General features: G+C 74.7%; 10 protein-coding genes. 7 read left to right on the top strand and 3 right to left on the bottom strand.

The features are described from left to right. Positions 1–96: 96 nt before the first annotated feature. The 7 genes from OG994_RS06035 to OG994_RS06005 all read left to right on the top strand — a co-directional run bounded on the left by OG994_RS06035 (position 97) and on the right by OG994_RS06005 (position 6,664). Positions 97–1,032, top strand: coding sequence for a helix-turn-helix domain-containing protein (locus OG994_RS06035; protein WP_407942598.1), 936 nt, complete (start codon positions 97–99; stop codon positions 1,030–1,032). Between the two features lie 47 nt (positions 1,033–1,079). Then, positions 1,080–1,631, top strand: a complete 552-nt coding sequence (locus OG994_RS06030) for a 2Fe-2S iron-sulfur cluster-binding protein (RefSeq protein WP_328852478.1) — start codon at positions 1,080–1,082, stop codon at positions 1,629–1,631. Beyond that, positions 1,628–2,617 (top strand): FAD binding domain-containing protein, encoded by a 990-nt coding sequence (locus OG994_RS06025; protein WP_328852477.1) that lies wholly within the window; start codon positions 1,628–1,630, stop codon positions 2,615–2,617. Before OG994_RS06030 ends, OG994_RS06025 begins: the two co-directional genes overlap by 4 nt. A gap of 156 nt (positions 2,618–2,773) precedes the next feature. Next, positions 2,774–4,864, top strand: a complete 2,091-nt coding sequence (locus tag OG994_RS06020) for a xanthine dehydrogenase family protein molybdopterin-binding subunit (protein ID WP_328852476.1) — start codon at positions 2,774–2,776, stop codon at positions 4,862–4,864. Positions 4,865–4,891: 27 nt separating this feature from the next. Continuing rightward, positions 4,892–5,299, top strand: a complete 408-nt coding sequence (locus tag OG994_RS06015; protein ID WP_328852475.1) for an ArsR/SmtB family transcription factor — start codon at positions 4,892–4,894, stop codon at positions 5,297–5,299. Continuing rightward, complete coding sequence (locus OG994_RS06010) at positions 5,296–5,934, top strand: SRPBCC family protein (protein ID WP_120326282.1); 639 nt, start codon at positions 5,296–5,298, stop codon at positions 5,932–5,934. The genes OG994_RS06015 and OG994_RS06010 overlap by 4 nt, the downstream gene beginning before the upstream one ends. 220 nt (positions 5,935–6,154) lie before the next feature. Further along, complete coding sequence (locus tag OG994_RS06005) at positions 6,155–6,664, top strand: NUDIX domain-containing protein (RefSeq protein ID WP_120326283.1); 510 nt, start codon at positions 6,155–6,157, stop codon at positions 6,662–6,664. Positions 6,665–6,809: 145 nt separating this feature from the next. Here OG994_RS06005 and OG994_RS06000 read toward each other — a convergent pair whose 3' ends face one another. From OG994_RS06000 to OG994_RS05990, 3 genes are all read right to left on the bottom strand, one after another. After that, the gene (locus tag OG994_RS06000; RefSeq protein WP_396844168.1) at positions 6,810–8,777 is read right to left on the bottom strand and encodes an ABC transporter ATP-binding protein; all 1,968 of its coding nucleotides are present in this window, start codon (positions 8,775–8,777) and stop codon (positions 6,810–6,812) included. A 168-nt stretch (positions 8,778–8,945) separates the two neighbouring features. After that, positions 8,946–10,403, bottom strand: coding sequence for an ATP-binding protein (locus tag OG994_RS05995; RefSeq protein WP_328852474.1), 1,458 nt, complete (start codon positions 10,401–10,403; stop codon positions 8,946–8,948). Next, on the bottom strand, positions 10,400–12,067 hold the full coding sequence (locus OG994_RS05990; RefSeq protein ID WP_240032719.1) for an FAD-dependent oxidoreductase: 1,668 nt from the start codon (positions 12,065–12,067) through the stop codon (positions 10,400–10,402). Before OG994_RS05990 ends, OG994_RS05995 begins: the two co-directional genes overlap by 4 nt. Positions 12,068–12,226 lie beyond the last annotated feature (159 nt).

Below are 12,226 nucleotides of genomic sequence, written 5' to 3'. Positions count from 1 at the left end.
TAGAAATCGCACGTGTCGCATCGTTCCTCGCACCAGCCGGCCGGCGGGGCGCACCGCGTGGTCGTGCTCGTCGACGCCGGCTCCAACCCCTTCGAGATGGGCGTGGCCACCGAGCTGTTCGGGCTGCGCCGCCCGGAGCTGGACCGCCCCTGGTACGACTTCGCCCTGTGCGCGGCCACGCCGGCGGTCGACATGCACGCCGGGTTCTTCACCCTGACCGGCGTGGCGGGCCTGGACGCCGCCGAGCGGGCCGACACCCTCATCGTGCCCAACCGCCCCGACCCTGAGGTCCCGCCGGCGCCCAAGGTGTGCGAGGCGGTACGCCGCGCGGCCCGCCGGGGCGCCCGGCTGGTCAGCTTCTGCACCGGGTCGTTCACCCTGGCCGCCGCCGGTGTGCTGGACGGCCGCCCCGCCACGACGCACTGGCGCTGGACCGAGTTGTTCGCGGCCCGCCACCCCCGCGTGCTGCTGCGGCCCGACGTCCTGTTCGTCGACGACGGCGACGTGCTCACCGCGGCCGGCAGCGCCGCGGCCCTCGACCTGGGACTGCACATCATCCGCCGGGACCACGGCGCCGAGGTCGCCAACGCCGTGGCACGACGGCTGGTCTTCGCCGCCCACCGCGCGGGCGGGCAGCGCCAGTTCATTCCCCGACCGGTCCCGGCCGTCCCGGACACCTCCCTGGCGCCGCTGCTCGAATGGGCGCGGCAGCGGCTGGACCGGCGGCTGACCGTCGACGACCTGGCCGCCCGCGCGGCGGTGAGCCCCGCCACCCTGCACCGGCGCTTCCGCGCGGAACTGGCCACCACACCTCTGGAGTGGCTGACCGGCGAGCGGGTCGCGCACGCCTGTCGCCTGCTCGAGGCCGGCGAGCAGCGTCTCGCGGTGGTCGCGCGGGCCGCCGGCCTCGGCACGGCCGCCAACCTGCGTACGCGGATGCTGCGGCACACCGGACTCACGCCGAGCGCCTACCGGCGTCGCTTCGCCACCGGCACCACGGCGCGCCCTGACCCCGCCTCACTGGCTGACTGATTAGCCGGATTCCTTCATGTTAGGACCGGTACGGGTAGTATCGGCGCGTGCGAAACGGCTCCGGTAGCGCCCCCACGGTCGGCGACGAGTACTCGTCCCGGGTCGCCGTCACCGTCAACGGCACCCGCCGGGAGCTGACCCTGGACAACCGCACGACCCTGCTCGACGCGCTGCGCGAGCACCTGGGCCTGATCGGGGCGAAGAAGGGCTGCGACCACGGCCAGTGCGGCTCCTGCACGGTGCTGCTGGAGGGCCGCCGCGTGAAGAGCTGCCTGATCCTCGCGGTCACCCTCGACGCGTGCGACGTGACCACCGTGGAGGGCCTCGCCGGGCCGGACGGCCTCTCCCCGTTGCAGGAGGCGTTCATCGCCCACGACGCCTTCCAGTGCGGCTACTGCACACCCGGGCAGATCTGCTCCGCCCGCGGTGTGCTCGACGAGGCGGCGCGGGGATGGCCGAGCGCGGTCACCGACGACCTCACCGGGCCGGTGCGGCTGACCGACGCGGAGATCCGCGAGCGGATGAGCGGCAACCTCTGCCGGTGCGCGGCGTACCCGCACATCGTCGCCGCGGTCCGCGAGACGGCGGGCACCCCGTGAGAGCGTTCCGCTACCGCCGGCCGGCGGACGTCGACGAGGCCGTCGCGCTGCTCGACGCGGACCCGGAGGCCGCGTACCTGGCCGGCGGCACGAACCTCGTCGACCTCATGAAGCTCGGCGTGCAACGACCCGACCTGCTGGTGGACGTGACGCGGCTGCCGCTCGACACGGTCGAGACCCTGCCCGACGGGAGCCTGCGGGTCGGCGCCACCGTGCGCAACAGCGACCTGGCCGCCCACCCCGTGGTCCGGCGGAACTACCCCGTGCTCGCCCGGGCGCTGCTCGCCGCGGCCTCGGGTCAGGTGCGCAACATGGCGACCACCGGCGGCAACCTGTTGCAGCGCACCCGGTGCGTCTACTTCCAGGACACCGGCAAGGCGTGCAACAAGCGCGAGCCGGGCACCGGCTGCGCGGCGCGGCACGGCCAGAACCGCGACCTGGCCATCCTGGGCTGGTCCGAGCAGTGCGTCGCCACCCACCCGTCGGACCTCGCGGTCGCGCTCGCGGCGCTCGACGCGGTGGTCGAGGTGGCGGAGGTCGGGGGTACGCGGGAGGTGCCACTCGTCGAGCTGTACCGCTCCCCGGGCGAGCACCCGGAGCAGGAGACCACCCTCCCCCGCGGCGCGCTCGTCACTGCGGTGCGGATCCCGCCGCTGCCCGCCGCCGGCCGCTCGGCGTACCTCAAGGTGCGCGACCGGGCCTCGTTCGCCTTCGCGGTCGGCGCCGTGGCCGCGGTCCTCGACCTGGACGCCGGCGTGGTGCGCGACGTCCGGCTGGCCTACGGCGCGGTGGCGCACCGGCCGTGGCGGGCGCTGCGCGCCGAGGCGGAGCTGCGCGGCCGGCCGTTCACGCCGGAGCTGGCCGGGCGGGCCGCGGACGTCGAGCTCGAGGCGGCCGTCCCGCTGGCGCACAACGCCTTCAAGGTCCCCCTCGTCCGTGCCATCACCGTCCGGGCCCTGACCCAACTGGCGGAGGCGGCGGCATGAGCGAGCGCAGCGAGCGAATCATCAGGCACAGTGCGGCACAGCCTCATGACGGCGCCGACCGGAGGGAGGCGGCGGCATGAGCGAGCGCAGCGAGCGAATCATCGGGCACCGCGCGGCGAAGCCTCATGACGGCGCCGACCGGAGGGAGGCGGTGGCATGACGGCCGTGGGGCGGGCGCACCCGCGACTGGAGGGCCGGGAGAAGGTGACCGGTGCCGCCCGGTACGCCGTCGAGTACCCGCTGGACGACGTGACGTACGGCTGGGCGGTGCCCTCGGCGGCGGTGCGCGGCCGGATCACGCGGGTGGACCCGGAGCCCGCGCTCGCGGTGCCGGGCGTGCTCGCCGTGCTGCACCACGGGAACGCGCCGCGGCTCGCTCCCGACGTGGAGCCGGAGCTGCACCTGTTGCAGGACGCGACGGTGCACTACCGCGGGCAGTTCGTCGCCCTCGTGGTGGCCGAGACCATCGAGGCGGCCCGGGAGGGCGCCCGGCACGTCCGCGTCGACTACGACACCGAGCCGCACAGCACGGTGCTCAGCGCCGACCATCCCGGGCTGTACCGGCCGGCGAAGGTGAACGCCGGCTACCCGACGGACACCGCCGACGGTGACTTCGACGCCGCGTTCGCGGCGGCCGAGGTGCGGGTGGACGCCACCTACCGGACGCCGGCGTACCACAACAACCCGATGGAGCCGCACGCCACGACCGCGCAGTGGCGGGACGGGCGGCTGCTCCTGCACGACTCGAACCAGGGCTCGACGGCCGTGCAGGCCGCACTCGCCCAGCTGTTCCGGCTGCCCCGGGAGTCGGTCCGCGTGATCAGCGAGCACGTGGGCGGCGGGTTCGGCAGCAAGGGGTACCCGAAGGCCGCCGTGGTGCTCGCCGCGATGGCCGCGCGGCACGTGGGCCGGCCCGTCCGGCTCGCGCTGACCCGCCAGCAGCTCTTCGGTCCGATCGGCTACCGCACGCCGACGATCCAGCGGGTGCGGCTCGGCGCGGACGCCGACGGCCGGATCGCCGCGATCTGCCACGACGCGATCAGCCAGACGTCGACCCTGACCGAGTTCGCCGAGCAGACCGCCGTCTACACGCGCAGCATGTACGCGGCGCCGCACCGGCGCACCACGCACCGGCTGGTCCGCCTCGACGTGCCGACCCCGTTCTGGATGCGCGCGCCGGGCGAGTGCCCCGGCGCGTACGCCCTGGAGTCGGCCATGGACGAGCTGGCCGCGGCGTGCGGCATCGACCCGGTCGAGCTGCGCCTGCGCAACGAGCCGGCGGTCGACCCGGACCAGGGGCACCGGTTCAGCAGCCGCAACCTGGTGGCCTGTCTCAGCGAGGGAGCCCGACGGTTCGGGTGGGCCGAGCGCAACCCGCGTCCCTGCGCACGGCGGGAGGGCCGCTGGCTGGTCGGCACCGGGGTGGCGGGGTCGAGCTATCCCGCCCGGGCGCGGGCGGCGGCCGCCACGGCCACGGCCCGGCCCGACGGGAGCTACCTGGTGTGCATCAACGCCACCGACATCGGTACGGGGGCACGCACGGCGCTGTGGCAGGTGGCCGCGGACGCGCTGGACGTGCCGCCGGAGCGGGTACGGATCCGCATCGGTGACAGCGACCTGCCGCCGGCCGGGGTGGCCGGCGGGTCGATGGGCACCTCCTCGTGGAGCTGGGCCGTGGTGCGCGCCTGTCAGGCGCTGCGGGACCGGCTCGGCCACCACTCGGGGGCGCTGCCGGCGGACGGGCTCACCGTCGAGGCGCACACGGCGGACGAGGTGCGGGTGCAGCGTCCGATGGCCCGCTACGCGTACGGGGCGCAGTTCGCCGAGGTGCGGGTGGACGCGGACACCGGAGAGGTGCGGGTGAGCCGGCTGCTCGGCGTCTTCGCGGTGGGGCGGGTGGTGAACCCGACGACCGCGCGCAGCCAGCTGATCGGCGGCATGACGATGGGGCTGTCGATGGCGTTGCACGAGGAGGGCGTGCTCGACGAGCGGTACGGCGACTGGGTGAACCACGACTTGGCCACGTACCACATCACCGCCTGCGCGGACGTGGAGAGCATCGAGGCGTACTGGGTGCCCGAGGAGGACCCGGACCTGAACCCGTCCGGGGTGAAGGGGCTCGGCGAGATCGGCATCGTCGGGACGGCCGCAGCGATCGCCAACGCGGTGCGCCACGCCACCGGTGTACGTGTGCGCGACCTGCCGATCCGCCTCGACAAGCTCCTCGGCGTTTCAGAGTTCGCTTAATTAAGCTAGCCCTGATATAACTGGCGGGTGCACGCCTTCGACGTCCTGGGTGATCCGGTCCGGCGCCGGATCCTCGAACTGCTCGCCGAGGGCGAGACGACCGCCGGCGCGATCGGCGCGGTGATCCAACGCGAATTCGGGATCTCGCAGCCCGCCGTGTCCCAGCACCTGAAGGTGCTGCGGGACAACGGTTTCGCGACCGTCCGGCCGGAGGGCACCCGGCGGCTCTACGCCGTCGACCCGCGGCCGCTGCGCGACGTGGACCGGTGGCTCGACACCTTCCGCCGGTTCTGGACACCACCACTCGCGGCGCTGGCCACCGAACTCGCCCGCGGCAAGCGCGAACGGCGGCCGCGCGCGCAGGCCGCCGACCCCCACGACGACCGGCCCGGCGAGCAGCCCGCCGACGTCCCCGACGACAGGAGAGAGCCATGATCGACGTCACCGCCCAGATCAACGCCGTCCGGCGCCAGGTCGGCACCCGCACGCTGGAGGCCGGCGAGGCCCGCGTGAGCACCATCAGCCAGACGTACGACGCCCCGATCGAGGACGTCTGGGACGCCTGCACGAGCGCCGAGCGGATCCCCCGCTGGTTCCTGCCGATCAGCGGCGAGCTGAAGCTGGGTGGCCGCTACCAGCTGGAGGGCAACGCCGGCGGCACCGTCGAGAGCTGCGACCCACCGCACAGCTTCTCCGCCACCTGGGAGATGGGCGGCATGGTGAGTTGGATCGAGGTCCGCCTCTCCGCGGTCGACGGCGACCGGACCCGCTTCGAGCTGGAGCACGTCGCGCACGTCGACGACGACATGTGGGCGCAGTTCGGCCCGGGCGCCGTCGGCGTCGGCTGGGACGGCGCCCTGCTCGGCCTCGCCTCGCACTTCGCCTCCGACGGCGCCGGCATCCGCCCGGAGGACGCCGAGGCCTGGATGGCCTCCGAGGAGGGACGGCGGTTCATGGCGCTGGCCAGCGAGCGCTGGGGCGAGGCGAGCATCGCGGCCGGCACCGACCCGGACGCGGCACGCGCCGCCGCCGAGCGGTGCACGCAGTTCTACACCGGCGCACCGGCCTGAACCGCCCCGGGGCCGGCGGAAGGCGCGCCCCGCCCGGACGCGATCCCGCCGGGCCGTCACCCGCGCACGCGTGCCAGCCGGGCACGCGTGCCGCCCCCGCACGCGAGCAGCCCGGGCACGCGTGCCGCCCCGCGCGCGTGCCGCCCCCGCATGCTCCGGCCCGGGCACGCGCTGCCGGGCGGAACGCGCACCCGCTCGGGCGCGGGTAACGTGCTGCGGCATGACCGGTGCGCCGTACTCCCACTGCTCGTTCTGCGGAGCCGCCTACCCGGCGGCGGCCGGCTGGCCGCGCGTCTGCCCGATCTGCGGGCAGACCGTCTGGCGCAACCCCCTGCCGGTCGCCGTCGCGGTGTTGCCGGTGCGCACCGCCGCCGGGATCGGCGTGGTGGTCGTACGGCGCGACATCGAGCCGGCGCGCGGGCTCCTCGCCCTGCCCGGCGGCTTCATCGAGTACGGCGAGGAGTGGAACCAGGCGCTGGTCCGGGAGCTGCGGGAGGAGACGGGCCTGCTCGCGGCGGCCGAGGACGCGAGCCTCTTCGCGGTGCACAGCGCGCCCGCGGGCGGCACGATGATGGTCTTCGGCGTGCTGCCGGAGCGGCCGGCGGAGGACCTGCCGCCCTCGGCGCCGACCGACGAGGCGACGGAGTGGCTGGTGCTGACCGAACCGGTCGAGCTGGCCTTCGACACGCACACCCGCGTGCTGGCCGACTTCCTGGCCGCGGCCCGCTGACGCGCCACGGGGCCCGCCGGGCACGGCCGGAACGCGCATGGTCACGCTCGAACGTGGATGTGGTGGCATCCCGCAGCGTCGGAAACCACCACATCCGGCATCGAGCACGATCATGACCTCGGGCACGCGGCGGACCGGGCGCCCGTCACCGGGTCGTCGCGGTGTCCCCCTCGGCCTCGGCCCGGTCGAGGTACCCGGCCGCCTGGAGGTCGAACAGCTCCCGGTAGAGGCCCCCGGCGGCCATCAGCTCGTCGTGGGTGCCCTGCTGGACGAGCCTCCCCTGGTCCATGACGAAGATCCGGTCGGCGTGGCGGACGTTCGCGAGGCGGTGCGTGATCAGCACGACGGCCCGGTCGGGCCGGCGCCGCAGGTGCTGGAACAGGGCGTGCTCGGCCCGCGCGTCGAGCGCGGCGGACGGCTCGTCGCAGATCAGCAGGGCCGCGTCCCGGTAGAGGCCACGGGCGGCCACGAGCCGCTGCCACTGCCCGCCGGACAGGTCCTGCCCGTTCTTGAACTCGCGGTCGAGCAGGGTCTCGTAGCCGTGGGGCAGCCCGAGGATCATCTCGTGGGCCGCGGCGGAGCGGGCCGCGTCCTGCACGCTGGGCCCCGCCGCGGCGGAGTCCCGGTCGTACCGGCCGATGCGGATGTTCTGCGCGGCCGTGAACGGGAACTTCCACCAGTCCTGGCTCATCACGGCGACATGGGCGGCGAGGGCCCGGGGATCCAGCTCGGCGGTGTCCACGCCGTCCCACCGGATGACGCCGCCGCTGGGCCGGTACAGCCCGGCCACGAGCTTGGCGAGGGTCGTCTTGCCCGAGCCGTTCTCCCCGACCAGGGCCACCACCTCGCCGCGGCGGACCGTGAGACTCACCTCGTCGACCGCCGGGCGGTCGGTGTCGGCGTAGCGCAGGCTCACCCCGTCCAGCTCGATGGTGTCGAAGCCCTCCACGGCGCCGGCGCCGCCGGTGGACACCCGGGCGCGGGCGCGTTCCAGGAAGTCGCGGTAGTCCTGGTAGTAGAGGGCGTCCTCGTAGAGCGAGTTGGTGGCGAGGACGGCCACCCCCAGACTGGTGCGGGCCGACTGGAGGGCGAGCAGGGCGGTGGCCGCGGCGGCCAGCGCCACCAGACCGCCGAGCAGCAGCGCGCCGAGGACGGCGTACACGCCGAAGGTGGCCAGCCCGGCGACGCTCGCGCCGACCACCCGCGTGCTCGTCTGGGACCGGACCAGCCGCAGCTCCGCGCGGGTCTCGACGGCCATCATCGCGCGGTACTCGCCGAGCAGGAACTCCCGCATCTGGTACGCGCGCACCTCGGCGGCGGTCTGCCGGTTGGCCATGAGCCGGGCGAGCATCCACATGCGACGGCGCCGGTTGATCCGGGCGAGCATGGCGAGGTACCGGCGTCGGGCGATGCGGACCGCGGTGACCGCCTCCGGCACGGCGGCCAGCAGCAGGCACGGCAGCAGGACGGGCTGGATGATCGCCACCGCGGCCGCGGTCGCGAGCAGGCCGACGAGGCCGGTCACCAGGTTCACGGTGTGGTCGACGATGAAGGCGGCCTCGGTCATGCCCCGCTCACGGGCGCGGTCCATCTCCTCGGCGAAACCGGCGTCGTCGAAGGCCGCCAGGTCGACGGCGGTCGTCGTCTCGAACAGCCGCAGCTCCACCGCGTAGTTGATCTGCGGGGTGAGGCGGGCCTGCGCCCACCCGGCCGCGATCATCAGCCCGCCCCGGGCGGAGACGGCGGCGGCGGCCACCACGAGCGCGGGCAGCGCGGCCCGGACCCGGTCGGGGGTCGGCCCGGCCGCGAAGAGTTCGCGCAGCACGCCGGTGGTCGCGAGCAGGCCGAAGGTGGTGAGCACCCCGGCGAGCACGTTCAGCCCGATCGACGTGGCCGTGTCCCGCCGGTTGGTGGCCCAGGCCAGCGCCACCGCCTCGCGGACCAGTCGGGGCAGTCGGCGCGCCACCGCCCAGAAGCTCGTGTGCGCGAACTCCCGGGCGTGGTGCATCCAGGAGGCGTCCTCCAGTTCGGGCAGCAGCACGGACGCGTCGTCCGGCGGCCGCTCGGCGGCGCCACCGTCGGACGGGGGACGTTGGCGGGCGACGGACTCCACGGGCGCCTCCTGCGGCGAGCGGCATCGCCGGGAGCCTACGGTCTGCTACGGGACCGCGTCAGCCGGTCACCGGCGTGGCGTGCGGCCGACCGTGTCCTCGCGCGCCGGCGGCGACCCGCCCCGCGACCGCGTCGGCCTGCGGCGGCGGACGCCCTCGAACGCGCCGGTTCAGGGCGCGGGGAGCGGGTCCGGCGCGGGCGGCCGCACGGGGTTCAGCGGCAGCAGCACCCGGAACACCGTGTCACCCGGCTCGCTGTGCACCCGGATGTCGCCGTGGTGCTTGTGGACGACGATCCGGTACGAGATGTCCAGCCCGAGGCCCGTGCCGCTGCCCACCGGCTTGGTGGTGAAGAACGGCTCGAAGATGCGGGGCCGCACCTCCGGCGGGATCCCGGACCCGGTGTCGGCGATCTCCACGGCGACCAGGTCACCGTCGCGTCCGGTGCGGACGGTCAGCGTGCCCTTCTCCCCCATCGCGGCGAGGGCGTTGTCGATGAGGTTCGTCCAGACCTGGTTGAGTTCGGCCGCGTACGCGGGGACGTGCGGCAGGCTCCGGTCGTACTCCTTGACGAGCGTGACCCCGGCGGGGATCTTGGCCTTGAACATGACGAGCGTGGCGTCGAGCAGGTCGTGGACGTCGACCACCTGGAACGGCGCGCGGTCCAGCTGGGAGTACTGCTTGGCCGCGCCGACCAGGCCGGAGATGCGGGTGACCGCCTCCCCGATCTCCCGCATGAGCAGCTCGGTCTCGACCGTGTAGGTGAGCCAGCGGATGGCCGTCTCCAGGTCGGCGGGGCCGACGGACGCCCGCACGCGACCCAGCCACTCGGTGTCCGCGCCGCCCCCGACGAGGATCGGCGCCAGGTCCCAGCCCCCGCGGACACCGTGCTCGTCGAGCCAGTCGCTCAGCGCGTCCTCGGCGTCGGACGCGGCCATCGGGCTGAGCTTCGGCGCGGCCGCCACCCGGGCCACCGCCTCCTCCTGCAACTCGACCAGGCGGTGCAGGGCGCTGCCGTCCAGCCGGCCGTCGGCGATCGCCGCGAGCTTGCTCCGCATGGCGGCCACCCGGTCGCGCAGCACCGACGTGGCCCGCACCGCCGCGGCGGCCGGGTTGTTCAGCTCGTGGGTCAGACCCGCCGACAGCGAGCCGAGGGCGAGCAGCCGCTCCCGCTCACCGACGATGGTCTGCGTGTTGCGCATGCCGATGAACAGGCCGTCCAGCAGGTGCATCGCCATCGGGAACCAGGACCGGACGGCCTCCGCGAAGTCCTCGGCGGGGAGCACGAAGAACTCCGCCTCGGTGATCGCCCGCATCGTGTTGCGGTAGACCCGCGGGGTGTCGACGTCGAGGTACGCCTCGGTGGCGCCGCCGTAGACGCCGCGCTGGTCGGTGCGGGCGAGTTCCAGTTCGGCGCCCTGCACCCGCCGGCTGAGGGTCACCGTGCCGGAGAGCAGGACGAAGAAGCACGTGGCGGGCTCCCCCTCGCCGAACACCACGGTGTCCGCGGCGCGCTGCTCCACCCGGCCGGTCTCCGCCAGCCAGGCCAGCTGGTCGGCGTCGAGCGCCTCGAAGAGGAACAGGGTGCGCAGCTGCTCCGGCGTCAGCCGGTCGCCGGGGGTGGTCACTGTGCCTCCAGGTAGCGGTGCACGAGCGAGACGGCCATCGCGCCCTCGCCGACGGCGGAGGCCACCCGCTTCACCGACTGGGAGCGGACGTCGCCGGCGGCGAACACCCCCGGGAGGCTGGTCTCCAGGTGGTACGGGTCGCGCGACAGCGACCAGCCGGACGGCCGCTTCCCGTCGACCACCAGGTCGGGCCCGGTGACGATGAAGCCCCGCCCGTCACGCACCAGCACGCCGTCCAGCCAGTCGGTTCGCGGCTCGGCGCCGATGAAGACGAACAGCCAGGACGTGTCGACGGTGCGCCGCTCGCCCGTACGCCCGTTGCAGAGTGTGAGCTGCTCCAGGTGGTCCCCGCCGGCCGCGCCGACCACCTGCGTGTGCGCGTGGACGGTGATCCGGTCACTGCGCTCGATCTGGTCGATCAGGTAGCGCGACATCGAGGCCGTCAGGTCGGGGCCCCGGACCAGCAGGTGCACGCGGGCGGCGTACCGGGCGAAGTACACGGCCGCCTGACCGGCGGAGTTCGCCCCGCCGACGATGTAGACCTCCTGGTCGACGCAGCTCGGCGCCTCGGTGGAGACGGCGCCGTAGAAGACGCCGCGCCCGGTGAAGTCGGCGACGCCGGGGGCGTCGAGCACCCGGTAGGAGACGCCGGTGGCGAGCACCACGGTGTGCGCGGCGATCTCGACACCGTCGTCGAAGCTCAGCAGCCGGGCCCCACCGGCCTCCCGCAGGCCCACCACCTCGCGGGTGCTCAGCAGCTCGGCGCCGAACTTCAGCGCCTGCCGCCGCGCCCGGTCGGTGAGCTGGGCGCCGGAGAGGCCGTCGGGGAAGCCCAGGTAGTTCTCGATGCGGCTGCTCTGGCCGGCCTGCCCCCCGGTGGCGCGGCGCTCCACGAGCACCGTGCGCAGGCCCTCGGAGGCCGCGTACACGGCCGAGCCGAGGCCGGCCGGGCCGCCGCCGACCACCACCACGTCGTAGAAGTCGGTGGCTGGCTCCACGGTGAGCCCCACCACGCCGGCCAGCTCGGCGGTGGTCGGGGCGACGAGGGTCTTGCCCTCGGCGGTCACCACGAGCGGCACGTCCGCCTCGGTGGCGCCCGCGGCGGCGAGCAGCCGGGCGCCCTCGGGATCGTCGGTGAGCAGCCAGCGGTACGGGACGAGGTTGCGGGCCAGGAAGTCGCGGACCTTGAAGGAGGGGGCCGACCAGCGGTGCCCGACGACCCGGATCTCGGTCAGGGCCGCGTCCGGCGTCTCCGCCCACGCCTCCAGCAGGCCGTCCACGACCGGGTAGAGCTTCTCCTCCGGCGGGTGCCACGGCTTGAGCAGGTAGTGGTCGAGGTCGACCACGTTGATCGCCTCGATGGCGGCGTCGGTGTCGGCGTACGCGGTGAGCAGCACGCGGCGGGCGGCGGGGAACAGGTCCATGGCCGCCTCGAGGAACTCGATCCCCGTCATGCCCGGCATCCGGTGGTCGGCCAGCAGCAGCGCCACCCGCTCGCCGCGCAGTTTGATCTCGCGCAGCGCGTCGAGCGCCTCGGGGCCGGAACCGGCGCGGACCACCCGGTACCGCTCGCCGTACCGCCGACGCAGGTCGCGGGCCACCGCCCGCGAGACCACCGGGTCGTCGTCGACGGTCAGGATCACCGGGTTCGCCATGGCGCCCATGAAACCACCTCCCCGGGCGGCGCACACACACCGGCACCACGACCGCCGGGGCGGATCCCGCCGCCGCGACGGTTGGCGGGCGTTCCTCCGGGTAACCCGGGCCGGGCGCCGGCGGTGGCCGGACGCCCGGGCCGGGCTGCCGTAGACACCTCGGGGGGC

Source organism: Micromonospora globbae (genome assembly GCF_036184225.1).
GTDB classification, from domain to species: domain Bacteria; phylum Actinomycetota; class Actinomycetes; order Mycobacteriales; family Micromonosporaceae; genus Micromonospora; species Micromonospora globbae.
This window is presented reverse-complemented; position numbering and strand designations above follow the sequence as displayed.